Annotated in this window: 15 protein-coding genes; 11 read left to right on the top strand and 4 right to left on the bottom strand. The window is 72.1% G+C overall.

Annotated elements, in window-relative coordinates; translation table 11 throughout:
- Positions 1-9: 9 nt before the first annotated feature.
- The gene (locus QSK10_RS21945) at positions 10-495 is read right to left on the bottom strand and encodes a DinB family protein (RefSeq protein ID WP_285664801.1); all 486 of its coding nucleotides are present in this window, start codon (positions 493-495) and stop codon (positions 10-12) included.
- Between the two features lie 53 nt (positions 496-548).
- Between QSK10_RS21945 and QSK10_RS21940 the strand changes: the two genes are divergently transcribed.
- Complete coding sequence (locus QSK10_RS21940; RefSeq protein WP_285664800.1) at positions 549-1,580, top strand: sulfotransferase family protein; 1,032 nt, start codon at positions 549-551, stop codon at positions 1,578-1,580.
- Here the strand turns inward: QSK10_RS21940 and QSK10_RS21935 are convergent.
- Both QSK10_RS21935 and QSK10_RS21930 read right to left on the bottom strand, forming a co-directional pair.
- Positions 1,561-3,012: an SDR family NAD(P)-dependent oxidoreductase gene (locus tag QSK10_RS21935; RefSeq protein WP_285664799.1), complete on the bottom strand. Its 1,452-nt coding sequence runs from the start codon at positions 3,010-3,012 to the stop codon at positions 1,561-1,563. The genes QSK10_RS21940 and QSK10_RS21935 overlap by 20 nt on opposite strands.
- Positions 3,013-3,067: 55 nt before the next feature.
- On the bottom strand, positions 3,068-4,000 hold the full coding sequence (locus QSK10_RS21930) for an AraC family transcriptional regulator (protein WP_285664798.1): 933 nt from the start codon (positions 3,998-4,000) through the stop codon (positions 3,068-3,070).
- A gap of 75 nt (positions 4,001-4,075) precedes the next feature.
- Between QSK10_RS21930 and QSK10_RS21925 the strand changes: the two genes are divergently transcribed.
- Complete coding sequence (locus QSK10_RS21925; RefSeq protein ID WP_285664797.1) at positions 4,076-4,912, top strand: Rossmann-fold NAD(P)-binding domain-containing protein; 837 nt, start codon at positions 4,076-4,078, stop codon at positions 4,910-4,912.
- A 54-nt stretch (positions 4,913-4,966) separates the two neighbouring features.
- On the opposite strand, the gene QSK10_RS21920 is transcribed toward QSK10_RS21925, so the two are convergent.
- Positions 4,967-5,536, bottom strand: coding sequence for a DUF7144 family membrane protein (locus QSK10_RS21920; RefSeq protein ID WP_285664796.1), 570 nt, complete (start codon positions 5,534-5,536; stop codon positions 4,967-4,969).
- Between the two features lie 345 nt (positions 5,537-5,881).
- Here QSK10_RS21920 and QSK10_RS21915 point away from each other — a divergent pair, with 345 nt between their 5' ends.
- From QSK10_RS21915 to QSK10_RS21875, 9 genes are all read left to right on the top strand, one after another.
- On the top strand, positions 5,882-6,127 hold the full coding sequence (locus QSK10_RS21915) for a hypothetical protein (protein WP_285664795.1): 246 nt from the start codon (positions 5,882-5,884) through the stop codon (positions 6,125-6,127).
- Between the two features lie 721 nt (positions 6,128-6,848).
- Positions 6,849-7,037: a lysine biosynthesis protein LysW gene (locus QSK10_RS21910; RefSeq protein WP_285664794.1), complete on the top strand. Its 189-nt coding sequence runs from the start codon at positions 6,849-6,851 to the stop codon at positions 7,035-7,037.
- Positions 7,034-7,894: an ATP-grasp domain-containing protein gene (locus tag QSK10_RS21905; RefSeq protein WP_285664793.1), complete on the top strand. Its 861-nt coding sequence runs from the start codon at positions 7,034-7,036 to the stop codon at positions 7,892-7,894. Before QSK10_RS21910 ends, QSK10_RS21905 begins: the two co-directional genes overlap by 4 nt.
- A gap of 12 nt (positions 7,895-7,906) precedes the next feature.
- Positions 7,907-8,488, top strand: coding sequence for a PLP-dependent aminotransferase family protein (locus QSK10_RS21900; protein ID WP_285664792.1), 582 nt, complete (start codon positions 7,907-7,909; stop codon positions 8,486-8,488).
- Positions 8,485-9,804: a DegT/DnrJ/EryC1/StrS aminotransferase family protein gene (locus QSK10_RS21895; protein WP_285664791.1), complete on the top strand. Its 1,320-nt coding sequence runs from the start codon at positions 8,485-8,487 to the stop codon at positions 9,802-9,804. The genes QSK10_RS21900 and QSK10_RS21895 overlap by 4 nt, the downstream gene beginning before the upstream one ends.
- Entirely contained in the window at positions 9,797-10,828 is a 1,032-nt protein-coding gene (argC, locus tag QSK10_RS21890; protein WP_285664790.1) for an N-acetyl-gamma-glutamyl-phosphate reductase, read from the top strand. Before QSK10_RS21895 ends, argC begins: the two co-directional genes overlap by 8 nt.
- Positions 10,825-12,687: a M20/M25/M40 family metallo-hydrolase gene (locus tag QSK10_RS21885; protein WP_285664789.1), complete on the top strand. Its 1,863-nt coding sequence runs from the start codon at positions 10,825-10,827 to the stop codon at positions 12,685-12,687. Before argC ends, QSK10_RS21885 begins: the two co-directional genes overlap by 4 nt.
- A gap of 2 nt (positions 12,688-12,689) precedes the next feature.
- Positions 12,690-13,466: a thiamine pyrophosphate-dependent enzyme gene (locus QSK10_RS21880; RefSeq protein ID WP_285664788.1), complete on the top strand. Its 777-nt coding sequence runs from the start codon at positions 12,690-12,692 to the stop codon at positions 13,464-13,466.
- Positions 13,463-14,347 carry a transketolase family protein gene (locus QSK10_RS21875; protein WP_285664787.1) on the top strand — a complete coding sequence of 295 codons (885 nt, stop codon included), beginning with the start codon at positions 13,463-13,465 and terminating at the stop codon, positions 14,345-14,347. Before QSK10_RS21880 ends, QSK10_RS21875 begins: the two co-directional genes overlap by 4 nt.
- The last annotated feature ends 27 nt before the right edge of the window (positions 14,348-14,374 follow it).

Here is a 14,374-nt window from a genome sequence, read left to right as displayed (position 1 = left end):
TAACCTCAACTACTCCCCGGTGACGCCGTCGATGCGCTCGCGCAGCAGGTCGGCGTGCCCGTTGTGGCGGGCGTACTCCTCGATCATGTGGATGAGCACCCAGCGCAGGCTGAAGGTCTCGTCACCGGCGACGCCGACGGCGTCCAGGTCGAGCGCGGCGACGGTCGCGCGGGAGCGCTCGCACTCGTGCTCCCAGGTCGCGCGGACGGTGGCGAAGTCGGCGGTGAGGTCGGCGAAGTCCTTCGGCGCGCCGTACAGGTCGGGCTCGTCGCGGCCGCCCATGATCTGCTGGAACCAGCCGCGCTCGCAGTCGCTGGCGTGCTGGACGAGGCCCTGGAGCGTCAGCGCGGAGGGGGCCACGGTGGGCGCGCGAAGGTCGTCGGCCGACACGCCGTGGCATTTCATCGCGAGGGTGGCGCGCTGGTAGTCGAGGAAGCCGGTGAGCAGGCTGCGCTCGTCGCCGGTGAGGGGTGCTTCGGGCCGGTCGCTCGTCATGAGGCGCATCCTGCCAGCCGCCACCGATAATCTGCCCGGTGGAGGTGACGCGCATGCGCCCAGTGACATTCGTGGTCGGTACGGGTCGCAGCGGATCCAGTGAGCTGTCGCGGATCCTGAACCTGCACCCCGGCGTCCTCAGTCTCAACGAGATGCTCTCGGCCCTGACACCGAACGCGCTGCCGGAGGGCACCCTCGACGGGGAGGAGTTCTGGGCGATCCTGAGCGAGCCGCAGGAGACCTTCGAGCGGATGATCCGCTCGCAGGCGCCGCTGCCGGAGTTCCTGTACCCGAAGAACCCCGGCCGGTTCTCCAGCGAGGACGGCGGGATCCCCGGCATCGCGCTGATGACGCTGCCGCTGCTCACCGACGACACCGACGCCCTCTACGACCGCCTCGAACCCCTCGTCCGCTCCTGGCCGGAGCGTGACGCGCGCGGCCACTACGAGGCGCTCTTCGACGTCCTGTGCGCCGACCTGGGCCGCGAGGTCGTCGTGGAACGCTCGGGCTACTCGACCTGGTGGATCCCCCGGCTGCGGGAGGTCTTCCCGGACGCGCGCTTCGTCCACCTCTACCGGCAGGGTCCCGACTGTGCGATGTCGATGAGCCTGCACCCGGGCTACCGGATGCTCCACCGCCTGCACGAGGTCGTCGAGCTCGCCGGGGTGGAGGGCATCGCCGACCTCGGCCCGGAACACATGGCGGCCCTGCCCCCGCACCTGCGAGGGCTGTTCGCCGACCCCTTCGAGCGGTCCCTGCTGATGGACCCCGACATGCCCATCGAGGGCTTCGGGCGGCTGTGGTCAATGCAGGTGATCCAGGCGAGCGAGGAACTGGCGAAGCTCCCGAGCGAGCGCCACACGACCCTCGCTTACGAGGACCTGCTGGACGACCCGAGAGGCGAGCTGACCCGTCTGGCGGAGTTCGCCGGCACCGGCCCGGACGAGGCGTGGCTGGCCACCGCGACCGCGCGGCTGGACCCGTCCCGCCGTGGCGCGGCCCTGTCACTGCCGGTGGAGGACAGGGCGGCGCTGTGGGAGGCGTGCGCACCCGGGGAGGCGGCGATCACCAGTTCGAGGGCTTGAAGTCCTTCAGGAACACCCCGGACAGGTCCTCGCCCGCCTCGCCCCGCACGATCGGGTCGTACACGCGCGCCGCCCCGTCCACCAGGTCCAGGGGCGCGTGGAAGCCCTCCTCGTGGAGGCGCATCTTCTGGGTGTGCGGGCGCTCGTCGGTGATCCACCCGGTGTCCACGGCCGTCATCAGGATCCCGTCCGACAGCATCTCGCGCGCACTGGTGCGCGTCAGCATGTTCAGCGCGGCCTTGGCCATGTTCGTGTGGGGGTGTCCGGGGCCCTTGTACCCCCGGCTGAACACGCCCTCCATCGCCGACACGTTGACCACGTACTTGCGGTGCGCGGTGGACGCCCGAAGCGCCGAGCGCAGCCGCGACACCAGGATGAACGGCGCGGTCTGGTTGCACAGCTGGACCTCAAGGAGCTCCACCGGGTCGACCTCGTCGACGACCTGCACCCAGGAGTTGGTCGACACCAGGTCCGGGACGAGGCCACCGGCGTCGACGGCGAGGCCGGTCTCGATGCGGGCGGCCGAGGCCGAGCCGGAGGTCAGTGCGAGCGAGGTGAGCATCTGGGGCGTCAACGCGTGCGGGGAGCCCTCGGTGGACGCGGCGATGGCCAGCGCGTTCTTGGCCGTCACTCCGCCGAAGCTGACCAGCTCGGGCAGCGCGCCGGAGGGCAGCTCGGCCGCCTCGGCCTCGATCAGCGCCTTGTAGGCACCCGGCGAGCGCCGCACGGTCTGGGCGGCGTTGTTGATGAGGATGTCGAGGGGACCGGCGGCGGCCACGTCGTCGGCGAGGGCGACGACCTGTGCGGGGTCGCGCAGGTCGATGCCGACGATCTTGAGGCGGTGCATCCAGTCGCCGCTGTCCTCCATGGCCTTGAAGCGGCGGACGGCGTCGTTGGGGAAGCGGGTGGTGATGGTGGTGTGGGCGCCGTCGCGCAGGAGGCGCAGGGCGATGTACATGCCGATCTTGGCGCGTCCGCCGGTGAGGAGGGCGCGGCGGCCGGTGAGGTCGACGCGGATGTCGCGGCGGCTCCAGTTCTCCTTGGCGCAGGTGGGGCAGAGCTGGTGGTAGAAGGCGTCGACCTCGCGGTAGCGGTCCTTGCAGATGTAGCAGGAGCGGGCGCGCTGGAGGAAGCCGACGGTCTCGCTGGTGGCGGTGGCCTCCAGGAGGACGCCCTGGGTCTCGTCGTCGATGCGGTCGGGCGCGCCGGTGGCGGTGCGGGAGGTGACCTCGGCGTCGGCGGCGGTGACGGCGGCGCGCTTGTCGCGGCGTCGTCCCTGCTTGACGGCCTTGTAGATGCCGGCGGTGGCGCGCCGGACGGCGATGGAGTCGGGGTGGTCCCCGGGCAGTTCGCGCACCTCGGCGAGCACGCTCATGCAGATCTCCATGCGGGCGGGGTCGATGCCGGCTTCCACGCTGTTCTCCTCGTTCATCGCGACGTAGAACTCTATGCGAGTCGCCCGGTCTGGCCAAAAAGGGCGCCGGGGGTCACACGCCGGCCAGGCGCCGGTACTCGCGCGGGCTGACGCCGCGGGCGCGTTTGAAGGCGGCGGACAGGGCGAAGGGTGTGCCGTAGCCGACCTTTCCGGCCACCGCGCCGACGGTGGCGTCGGGCTCGCGCAGGAGGTCGGCGGCGAGGGTGAGGCGCAGGTCGGCGAGGAAGCCCATGGGGGGCTCGCCGAGGAGGTCGCCGAAGCGGCGGGCGAGGGTGGCGCGGGAGACGCCGGTGGCGGTGGCCAGGGAGGCCACGGTCCAGGGGCGGGCGGGGTCGGCCTGGAGGAGGCGCATGGCGCGTCCGACGACGGGGTCGCCGTGGGCGCGGTACCAGGCGGGGGCCTCGGCCTCGGGGCGGGAGAACCAGGCGCGCAGGACGGCGATGATGAGCAGGTCGAGGAGCCGGTCGAGGACGACGTCCTGCCCGGGGGCGTCGCGCACGATCTCCTCGCCGAGCAGGGGCAGGAGGGGTGAGTCGAAGGCGGGGACGACGGCCAGCTGTGGGAGGGCGCCCAGCAGGCGGCGGCCGATCTCGCGGTCGCAGCGGTAGGTGCCGATGAGCATGCCGGTGGCGCCTTCGGCGGCGTTGCCCCAGCTGCGGACGCCGAGGGCGAAGTCCTTGTAGAGCTCGGTGCCGTCGGCGGTGGTGCAGCGCTGGTCGGGGTGGATGAACATCTGCGGCGGGGTCGCGGGGGTGTCGGCGACCACGTAGGGTTCGGGTCCTCGCAGCAGGGCGATGTCCCCGGCGCGCATCTGGCGGGGCTCGCCGCCCTCGGGGACGATCCATGCGTCGCCCGCGGTGAGGGCGACGAGGGTGAGGGGTGCGCGGTCTTGGACCCGCACCGACCAGGGCGGATTCATCGCCGAGCGCAGGAGGAAGGCGCCCTTGGCGCGGGTGCCGTCGAGTAGTCCGGTGAGCGCATCCATGATTGAGAGTCTGACGTATGTTTTCGAGTCTTTCAACCATGTGAAGTCTCAAGATTCGCCGGTTTACTTATGCACATGACGAACACCAAGAACACCGCCGCCACCGACCTGATCCTCGTCACCGGAGCCACCGGCAAGACCGGCCGCCGGGTCACCGAGCGCCTGGAGGGCCTGGGCCTGCCGGTCCGCAAGGCCTCCCGCTCGGCCGAGATCCCCTTCGACTGGGACGCGCCGGAGACCTGGGACGCCGCGCTGGCGGGCGTGGGCAAGGTCTACCTCGCCTACTCCCCCGACGCCGGTTTCCCCGGCGCCGCCGAGATCGTCGGCGCCTTCGCCGAGCGGGCCGTGGCCGCCGGGGCCAGCCGGATCGTGCTGCTGACCGGGCGCGGCGAGGAGGGCGCGGTGCGCACCGAGGAGGCGGTCCGGGCCACCGGCGCCGACCTCACCGTGATCCGCGCGGCCTTCTTCGCGCAGAACTTCTCCGAGGACTTCCTCATCGACGCCGTCCGCTCCGGGACGGTCTACTTCCCCGCCGACGGGATCGCCGAGCCCTTCGTGGACGCCGACGACATCGCCGACGTGGCGGTGGCCGCGCTCACCGACGGGCTGCACATCGGGCGCACCTACGAGCTCACCGGGCCGCGCCTGATCACCTTCGCGCAGGCCGTCGCCGAGATCGCCGCAGCGACCGGGCTGGAGATCGCCTACGCCCCGGTGCCGCTGGAGGCCTTCGAGGAGGGCATGGTCGCCGAGGGCGCCCCGGCCGAGTTCGCCGCGCTGTTCCGCGACCTGCTCGCCGAGGTCCTGGACGGGCGCAACCAGAGCCTGGCCCACGGGGTCCGCGACGTCCTCGGCCGCGCGCCGCGCGACTTCGCCGACTACGCGCGGGAGAACGCCGCGGCCTGGAAGTAACACCGTAAAAGAGAAGGGCCCGGACCATGGCGGTCCGGGCCCTAACCCATGTACCTAGTGCCGCGGTGGTGTCTCACCGCTCGTCGGCATGCCCGGGGTCGCGCCGCTCGGCGGGACGGGCGGCGCCTGCGGGGCGCTGACGTCGGGTCGCGCCCGGTTCGCGGCCTGCCAGTCGCGCGTGCCCTGGTCGTTCCACTGCGCGGCCTCGCGCGCCTCGGCCCGCTCGTCATCGGCCATCGCCTGGCCCATGGTCATCAGCGCCCAGATCACGAAGATGTCCAGCGCGATCACCACGAGCGCCCAGATCGGCTCGTAGGGCAGCCAGAAGAACTGCACGGTGGCCGACACGACCGCCAGGCCGATGCCCACGCCGCGCGCCCAGGAAGCTCCGGTGAAGACGAAGAAACCGGCGATCGCCGAGAGCGCGCCGATGATCAGGTGCAGCCAGCCCCAGCCGGCGGTGTTGAACTCGTAGAGATAGTTCGCCCCGACGACGAAGAAGCCGTCCTTGGCGATCGCGGCGATCCCGATGAGGACCTGCCAGATGCCCAGCATGACCATCATGCATCCGGCGAAGGTCGCTCCGCCGATCGACCACGCGTTGCGCGCACCGTTACCAGCCATGTCGCTCCCCCTGTCTCTCTGACACCTTTCTACGCTTCCCACCCAGAATTCGCATGATTTTCATATTTCGCCCCGGGTAGCCGGTGACCGCCGCAGGCCCGCCGGGCGAGTGTTCACCGCCGCCAGTTCGGCCGCGCATTCACCGCCCGGCCACCATTCGATGCGCGGCGGGAATCATCAGGGCGAACCTCTAAAAGTGAACTACGCCACTCCTCCGGTGCCGTCCGAGACCCAACCCGGGGTCGGCCCGGTCTCGCAGGGGACCTTCGGCCCGCCGATCATTTCCCGGCATTCATCGTCCGTTATCTCAGCAGGCGGACACGGCCTGGACATTCGCTCGATTCGATGAAACCGGATAACCGGGAAACGGAAAGCGGTGTCCACTTAGCCCGCCTCTCCCGAATCCCGATCATCGTCGGTCGAATGGAAACGCCCGGTGAATGTGATCGGCAATTCCCGGCGGGCGAGTTGAATATTCCGAACGCCGCGTACGGAATGACCGCCACGGCGGTGCCGATCTCCACCGGTGCGCCCCTGCCGTTTTCCGCCACGATTCCCACCAATCCGGCGTCATCGCAGGTACACCCTTGATCGACTCACGGTAACCGTTTTCGGATCGGCGGCTTTCCGTCGGCGACTCCGCCGGGCGCCCGGCCCGAACGACCACTAAGGCGGCCCGGCGCGAGCCCGGAACAGCGGCACCCGCGCCGGGCGCCTGCGCGAAACCATCCGTTAACACTGCTCACGAGCATCACTCGAACAACTGTTCGGACGCCTGACCGTCTCAACGACGGTGGCGAACATGGCGCATCGGCCCGCGCCGGCCGCTCCGGGGAATGCCATTCATTTTCCTTTCGCTCATCTGGGCGGCGCATTGCCCGCAGCTCGACTGCCCGCCGACATGCACAGTGCAGCCCCATTTACCGATCTTGCCGCGCCCCTAGAACGGTTGACACTCGCTGACCGGCGTGGGTAGCGTCCGCTGCGACGAGAACCGCGATTCACCGGTCGCCAGGGGGCGGACCGAGAGTCGCAGGACGAGTCGGAAGATCCAATTCCGGACGGGTGCCGGATGGGCGCCCCGGGGGCGCCTGCCGTCACCGCGCACCCGTCCGACCACCGGGGAGGTCCATTGACGTATCCGACCGTGCGCGCCCTCGGCGCGACGGCGGCCGCGCCTTCATGTCGCGGCTAGCCGCGTACCGAGATCCCCCACGTCTTTTCATCACACGCTTCCCCGTGTGATTTTTCATCATCGCCTTCGTAATAGCGCCACATCAATTCCGCACGCGTTTTTCTGGGGAGAACAGCCATGACCGCAAGTCTCACCGCGCCGCAGTGCCTGGTCTGCGACAGCGCCATCGAGGTCCAGCCGGACTGGGAGAAGGGCGAGATCGTCGAATGCGCCGCCTGCGGCCAGGAGCACGAGGTGGTGGCGCACGACGCGAGCGGCGCCCGCCTCGAACTGGCCCCCGAGGTCGAGGAGGACTGGGGCGAGTGAGCGACGTCGTCGTCTCGGTGACGATGCTTCGTCCCGAGGAGAAACTGCTGCTGACGGCCCTGCGCTCGCAGGGCCTGGAGGCCACCGCCGCCCTCCGCGACGACCTCGCCGGTCTCGTGGACGGCCCCGACACCCCCGCCGTCGCGCTCATCCGCAACCTCTCGCACGCCGAGGCGCACTCGGTCGCCCGCCGCCTGGAGCTGGCCGGGGTCCACGTGCTCAACTCGGCGGCGGCCATCGAGGTCTGCAACGACAAGGGGCTCCAGGCGATCGCCTTCGCCCGTGAGAGCGTCCCGCACCCCGAGTCGCGGCACGCCTGGAGCGTCGACCAGGTGCGCGAGGCCGTGCGCGCCGTCGGCTGGCCGGCCGTCATCAAGCCGGTCAGCGGCGCGTGGGGACGCGGTGTCACCCGCGTCCTGGACGAGCCCTGCCTGGAGGCCTGGATCGGCGGCCGCGAGTCGGCCGACGGTTCCGGGAAGCTCTTCCCGGTCCTGGTCCAGCGCCACGTCGACAAGCCGGGCAGCGACCTGCGCGTGGTCGTCGTCGGCCGGACCCCGATCGCGGCGATCCGCCGCAGCTCGGCCGACTGGCGCACCAACACCCACCTGGGCGCGAGCATCGAGGGCGTCCCCGTCACCCGCGACATGGCCAAGCTGTGCGCGCAGGTCGTCGACGTCCTCGGCGACGGCTTCTACGGCGTGGACCTCGTCGAGGACCGGCTCACCGGTGAGCTGCTCGTCCTGGAGGTCAACGCCAATCCCGACTTCGCCCGCTCCTCGGCCGTGCACGGCGTGGACGTGGCCGGGCACCTGGCCGCCTACATCGCCGAGCGCGTGCGCGTTCCGGCCGCGGTCTGAGAGGAGAACCCCATGGACGACTACGACACCGCCCTGGTGCTGAGCCGGGTGCTCACCTCCGGCGTGGTGATGAGCATCGAGAAGAGCGACCGCGAGCTGCCCGGGCTCGAACGGTCCCTGACCCGCGCGTCCGGACGGCGGCACGCCTGCCTGGTCAACAGCCGCTCGGCGGCGATCCACGCCGCCCTCACCGGTCTGGGCATCGGGCACGGCGACGCCACCGGCGGGGCCGGGCTGGGCCCGCCGGAGCGGAGCTTCCTGGCCTGGCTGGGCGTCACCGCCGACGATGACGTCCCACCGCCCTTCGCGCTGCTCACCCACGCCGACGACCTGTCCGATGTGGACGCAGTGGCGCTGGTGGTGGACCTGACCGGGCTGGGCTTCGGCCCGGCCGCGGCCTTCCTCACCGACGACGCGGGCGCCCACGCCCGCGCCGAGCGGCTGAAGATCTTCGGCTCCTATGACCTGCGGACCATGTGGACGCAGGAGGAGTCGGGCGCCGAGGTGGTACCGGGCGTCCAGTTCAACTACCGGCTCAGCCCGCTGGTGGCCGCCTGCGCGCGGCTGGCCCTGACCAAAGGAGCCCGGTCGTGATCACCGACTTCCCCTCCGCTCCCCTGCCGCTGCCCTCAGAGGACGAACTCACCGCCGAGCTGGCCGCGCTGGGCGGCGAGGCGATCGTCCCCAAGGGACTGCGCCGCACGATCTTCCCGGTCATCACCAAGGAGGACGTGTTCAACCTGCTGCTGGCCACCCGCCAGGATCCTGCGGCGGTGGTGGCCGGCTTCGCCGAGAAGTACCGCGACTACGTGGGCGCCGCGTACGCGCTGCCCACCGCCAGCGGCACCGCCAGCCTGCACGCGGCCCTCGTCGGGGCCGGTGTGGAGCCCGGTGACGAGGTCATCGTCCCGGCCTTCACGTTCATCGCCACCGCGCAGGCGGTGGTGGCCGCCCACGCCATCCCCGTCTTCGCCGACATCGACCCGGTCACCTACTGCCTGGACCCGGCCGCCGCCAAGGACCTGGTCACCGAGCGGACCCGGGCGATCATGCCCGTCCACACCCACGGCCTCCCGGCCGACGTGACCGCGATCCGCGAGCTGGCGAAGCGGCACGGGCTGGCGTTCGTGGAGGACGCCTCGCACGCGCACTCCGCCTCCGTCGACGGCCGGATCGCCGGTTCGATCGGGGACGCCGCCGGGCAGTCGCTGATGGCCGACAAGAACTTCCCGCTCGGCGGCGAGGGCGGCATCGCCTTCTTCGCCACCGCCGACGCCCACGCCCGTGCCGTGGAATACCTGGCCCGCCACGGGATCGACTACCGGATGTCGTGGATCGCCGCGGCCTTCGGCGCCAGCCAGCTGGAGCGGCTGCCGTTCTACGACGCCGTCCGCGCCCGCAACGCCGCGCTCCTGGGCGAGGCGCTGGAGGGCACCGGGCTGTTCAGCCCGCCGCACGTCCCGTCCGGGCACGTGCACGCCTACAACATGTACCGGATCACCCTCAACCCCGAGGCCGCCGGGCTGGGCGACCTGCCCGTCCACGCGGTCAAGGAGGCCGTGCACGAGCTGCTGGTCGCCGAGGGCGTCCCGGCCCGGGAGTGGCAGAACACGCCGATCCCGTGCCACCTGCCCTTCACCCACCGCGCGGGCTTCGGCAACGGCCACCCGTTCACGCTCAACCCGGGCGCCGTCCGCGACCACGTGCCGCAGGACTTCCCGGTGACGCTGCGAATGCTGGAGTCGACGCTGGTGCTGTGCCGGGAGCTGCGCTCCCCGGTGGAGTACGAGCGGGTCCTGCGCTACGCCGACGCCTTCGGCAAGGTCGCGCGCCGTCCCGACGCCATCCGCGACCTGGTGCGGGAGAAGGACTACCCGCGCCCGTACGAGAAGGCGGCCCGCCTTGGCTGACAAGCTGCGCGTCGCCGTCATCGGCGGCAGCGGGTACACCGGGGGCGAGCTGATCCGGCTGCTGCTGGACCATCCGGCCGCCGAGCCGGTGTTCCTCAGCTCCGAGCGGCACGCCGGGACGAACGTGGGCGCGGTGCATCCCTGGCTGCGCAACCATCCCGGCGCCGGTGGCCTCAAGTTCGCCGAGGCCGCGACGCTGGGCGAGGTCGACGTGGCCTTCGGGTGCCTGCCGACGGGGGTCCTGCCGGGCCTGCTGCCGTCCATTCTGGACCGCGCGAAGCTCGTTTTGAACGTGGCCGGGGACTTCCGGCTCACCGACGACGATGAGATCCGCGCGCACTACCCGGCCTCCATCGGCTCGCCGGAGTTCGAGTACTTCGTGCCCGAGCTGTCCCCGGCGGTGCCGGAGGGGCGCCTGGTCAACCTGCCCGGGTGCATGGCGGTGGCCTCGCTGTACGCGCTGTACCCGCTGATCGCCGGGGATCTGGCCGAGCCGCGCCTGGTCGTGGACGCCAAGACCGGCTCCACCGGCGGCGGGCGCGGCGGCGGGGAGCATCCGGCCGAGCGGGCCGGGAACTTCCGGGTGCACAAGCCGCACGGGCACCGGCACCTGCCGGAGATCACCCAGGCGCTGCGCAGCTTCACCGGCGCCACGCCCGAGATCCAGTTCTCCACGCACAGCCTGGACGTCCCGCGCGGCATCCTCGTGACCGGCTACGCCCGGCTGCGCGAGGAGGTCACCGCCCTCGACGTCAAGCGCGCCTATGCCCGCGCCTACGTGGGCAAGCCGTTCGTGCGGGTGCGCACGGCTCCCAAGGCGCCGCAGGACTATCCGATGCTCAAGGCGGTGGTCGGCTCGAACGTGGCCGAGGTCGCGGTGAGCGTCAAGGGCCGCGAGGCGGTGGCCGTGGCGGCCATCGACAACCTCGTCAAGGGCGCGGCGGGGCAGGCGATCCAGGCCATGAACCTGCTGCACGGCCTCGATGAGGGCCTGGGCCTGCCGCGAACGGCGGTGGCGCCATGACCGTGAAGGACAAGACGAGCCCGCTGTACGTGGTGAAGGTCGGCAGCGCGACGCTGGAGCACGAGGGGATTTTCGGTGAGCTGTCCGAACTGGTGGCGCGCGGGGCGCGCGTCCTGCTGGTGGCCGGTGGCGCGGCGGGCATCGAGCGGCACTACCGCGAGATCGGCAAGCCGGTCCGCACCCTCACCCTCGCCAACGGCGACGCCGTCCGCTACTGCCCGCCCTCGGAGATGCCGAGCCTGGTGTCGGCCTATGAGCACGTGACCCTGCCGATGGTGGAGGCCGGGCTCGCCGCGCACGGGCGCTCGGTCTTCGCCGCGACCGCCTCGCGGGGCGGTCTGGTGAGCGGGCGGCTGAACCGGCCGCTGAAGGTGGTCGAGAAGGGCCGCCCGAGGCTGGTCCGCGACCACCGGGCCGGTACCCCGTCCGATATGGACGTGGCGCGGCTGGGCGTGCTGCTGGACGCCTACGACGTGGTCTGCGTGTCGCCGCCGGTGGCCGGGGAAGACGGGCTGGGACCAGTCAATGTGGACGCCGACGTGCTGGCCGCGGCTCTCGCCAACGCGCTGCGCGCCGACCACCTGCGGCTGGTGACCGGCACCGCCGGGCTGCTGCGGGACGTGGCCGATCCGGCCTCCACGCTCACCGACCTCCACGAGGGCGAGGGCGCGTCCTTCGCGGGCGGGCGCATGCGGCAGAAGGTCCGCGCGGCCGAGCTGGCGCTGTCCGGTGGCGCCGACGTGGCCGTCACCGGTCCGCACACGATGGCCGACCGCTCCGGCTGGACCCGGTTCTGGCCGGCGCGGGAGCCCGCGCCGGACCTGGCGCTGCTCTCGCGGGCGGCGGCGATCCCGTCGGTCTCGCGCGATGAGGGCGAGCTGGCGTCCTACCTGGCCGGATGGTGCGCCGAGCGCGGCATCGAGGCCGGCGTGGACGAGGCGGGGAACCTGGTGGCCACCAAGGGCGCCGGGCCGCGCACGCTCATGCTGCTGGGGCACCTGGACACCGTGCCGCACCACTGGCCGGTGTCGTGGGACGGCGAGGAGCTGTCGGGGCGCGGCACGGTCGACGCCAAGGGCTGCCTGGCGGCGTTCCTGGAGGTCCTGGCCGGGGCGGAGGTGCCCGCCGACGGGCGGCTGCGCGTGGTCGGGGCGGTCGAGGAGGAGGTCTCCTCGTCCAAGGGCGGATTCCACGCCCGCGACAACTACCCGGCCGACGCGGTGGTGATCGGTGAGCCGAGCGGGTCGGGGACGCTGACCCTGGGCTATTTCGGGCTGTTCAAGCTGCGCGTGACCGTGCGGGTCCCCAGTGGACACTCTGCTTCAAAGAGCTTCATTTCTGCTCCGGACGCGCTGATCGGCGCGCTGGCGGGGATCCGCGCCGACGTGCTGGCCAAGGCGCCCGAGGCGCTCAGCGCGGTCATCGACCTGCGGGTCGAGCCGGGCCGGGGCGGGGACACCGCCACCGGCGTGCTGAACTTCCGCGTCCCGCCGGGGGTGGACCCGGTCGACCTGACCGCGGTCGCGCTGGCGCACCGGGCCCCCGATGTGGACATCACGGTGGAGCGGGCCACGCCGGGTCACGCCGGTGGGCGCACGTCGTCGCTGGTGAAGTCCTTCACCGCCGCCTTCGGGCGGGCCGGGATCCGGCCGCGTTTCGTGGTCAAGAAGGGCACCTCCGACATGAACACCCTGGCCACGACGTGGCGCGGGGTGCCGATGGTGGCCTACGGGCCGGGCGACTCGGCGCTGGACCACACCGAGCACGAGCGCGTCGGCGCCGGCGAGTACCGCTCCTCCCGGGCGGTGCTGGCCGACGCGGTCGCGGGCTGGTTCGAGCGCACCGGAGGTGCCCTGTGACCGTGGAACTCCTGACCGAGCGCGCCCGGCGGGCGCGTGAGCTGGTGGTGGACATGGCGGCCTCGCCGCGCGGCTGCCACCTGGGCGGGTCCCTGTCGGTGCTGGACATCCTGGTCGCCGCGCTGCACCGGGCGTCCACAGGGGACGGCACCGAGGTGGTGCTGAGCAAGGGCCACGCGGCGGCCGGGCTGTACGCGGCCCTGCACGCCAGCGGGGTCATCGAGGAGAACCCGGCGCCGGTGTACGGCCAGAAGGGCCATCCCTACACCGGCCATCCGGGGCCGAAGGTGCCCGGTGTGCGGTTCCCGACCGGGAGCCTCGGGCACGGGGTCGCCTACGCGGCGGGCTGGGCGATGGCCCGGCGCCTGGACGGGCTGCCCGGCCTGGGCATCGCCGTCGCCGGTGACGGCGAGCTCCAGGAGGGCCTGGTGTGGGAGACCTGCCAGGTCGCCGCCGCGCAGGGGCTGGGGAATTTCGTGCTGGTCGTCGACCGCAACGGCGGCCAGAACGACGGCATGGTGGCCGAGATCTCGCCGCTTCCGGACCTGGGGGCGCGTTTCGCGTCCTTCGGTTTCGAGGTGTCCGAGGTGGACGGTCACGACCCGGCGGCTCTGTCGGCGGTGCTGTCGCCCGATCGGGCCGGTGAGCGGCGGCCGCTGGCCGTCATCGCCGCCACCGTCAAGGGCAAGGGCGTCCCGCCCGTGGAGGGCAAGGCCGCCTCGCATTACGTGACGATCGACGCCGCCCGCGCGGCCAAGTGGAAGCGGTTGATCCGATGACGCTCTCGGGACGCGACGCCTACCGCGACGAACTGACCCGCCTGGCCGAGGCCGACCGGCGCATCCTGTGCCTGGAGGCCGATCTGGGCGGCAAGAACCACCCGTTCCAGCTCAAGCACCCCGAGCGCTTCTTCAATCTCGGCATCGCCGAGGCGGCGATGGTGGACATGGCGGCGGGGCTGGCCTCGGCCGGTTTCAAGCCGTTCGTGAGCACCTTCGCGCCCTTCGCGGCGCTGCGGGCGGCCGAAAGCCTGAAGCTGACCCTGGGCTACCTGGCGGCGGGCGTGACCGTGGTCGCGCCCTACTCCGGGGTGTCGGGGGCCTGGTTCGGGACGACGCATCACTGCCTGGAGGACCTGGCGGTCCTGCGGGCGTTCCCGGGCGTGGTGATCGCCGCGCCCCACGGGGAGGCCGAGACCCGCGCGGTGATCGCCGCCGCGGTGGCGAGCGGGCGTCCCCACTATGTGCGGACCGGCCGCAACGCCGCCTACGAGAGCCTCCCGTGGGGCGATCCGGTGGCGTGGGAGGCGGCGGGCGGCGAGCTGTGCCTGGTGAGCGTGGGCGAGGAGGGCACGCGGCTGTGCCTGGAGGCCCGTCACCGGCGGCCCGGGCTCGCCCACGCGCATCTGCCCTATGTGGACCACGAGCATCTGGCCGCCGCGGCGGTGGAGCTGGAGCGGCTGCACGCGCGCTTCGTCGTGGTCGAGGAGCACCGGGCGCAGGGCGGCGTCGCCGAGGCGCTGGCGCTGCTGATGCCCACCGCGCGGGTGGCGGGCGTGAACGCGGGAACCGGATGGCCGTCGGAGGGCGGCGACCACGCCGAGGTCATGGCCGCGCTGGGCCTGGACCTGCGGGCCGTGCTCGCGGCCGTCGACGGCTAGTCCCACCAACGGAGGAGGAACAAAGGC

Origin of the sequence: Actinorhabdospora filicis (assembly GCF_030269765.1) — a bacterium.
In the GTDB taxonomy this organism is placed as follows: domain Bacteria; phylum Actinomycetota; class Actinomycetes; order Mycobacteriales; family Micromonosporaceae; genus Actinorhabdospora; species Actinorhabdospora filicis.
The sequence above is the reverse complement of the archived record's forward strand: the minus strand, read 5'-3'. Positions and strand labels throughout refer to the sequence as shown.

Bases quoted from the DNA above. Each gene is read 5' to 3' on its own strand.
- QSK10_RS21930 (WP_285664798.1), bottom strand. From the start codon at position 4,000: ATGGATGCGCTCACCGGACTACTCGACGGCACCCGCGCCAAGGGCGCC.
- QSK10_RS21910 (WP_285664794.1), top strand. From the start codon at position 6,849: ATGACCGCAAGTCTCACCGCGCCGCAGTGCCTGGTCTGCGACAGCGCC.
- QSK10_RS21875 (WP_285664787.1), top strand. From the start codon at position 13,463: ATGACGCTCTCGGGACGCGACGCCTACCGCGACGAACTGACCCGCCTG.
- QSK10_RS21900 (WP_285664792.1), top strand. From the start codon at position 7,907: ATGGACGACTACGACACCGCCCTGGTGCTGAGCCGGGTGCTCACCTCC.
- QSK10_RS21940 (WP_285664800.1), top strand. From the start codon at position 549: ATGCGCCCAGTGACATTCGTGGTCGGTACGGGTCGCAGCGGATCCAGT.
- QSK10_RS21925 (WP_285664797.1), top strand. From the start codon at position 4,076: ATGACGAACACCAAGAACACCGCCGCCACCGACCTGATCCTCGTCACC.
- QSK10_RS21945 (WP_285664801.1), bottom strand. From the start codon at position 495: ATGACGAGCGACCGGCCCGAAGCACCCCTCACCGGCGACGAGCGCAGC.
- QSK10_RS21935 (WP_285664799.1), bottom strand. From the start codon at position 3,012: ATGAACGAGGAGAACAGCGTGGAAGCCGGCATCGACCCCGCCCGCATG.
- QSK10_RS21885 (WP_285664789.1), top strand. From the start codon at position 10,825: ATGACCGTGAAGGACAAGACGAGCCCGCTGTACGTGGTGAAGGTCGGC.
- QSK10_RS21915 (WP_285664795.1), top strand. From the start codon at position 5,882: ATGAAACCGGATAACCGGGAAACGGAAAGCGGTGTCCACTTAGCCCGC.
- QSK10_RS21920 (WP_285664796.1), bottom strand. From the start codon at position 5,536: ATGGCTGGTAACGGTGCGCGCAACGCGTGGTCGATCGGCGGAGCGACC.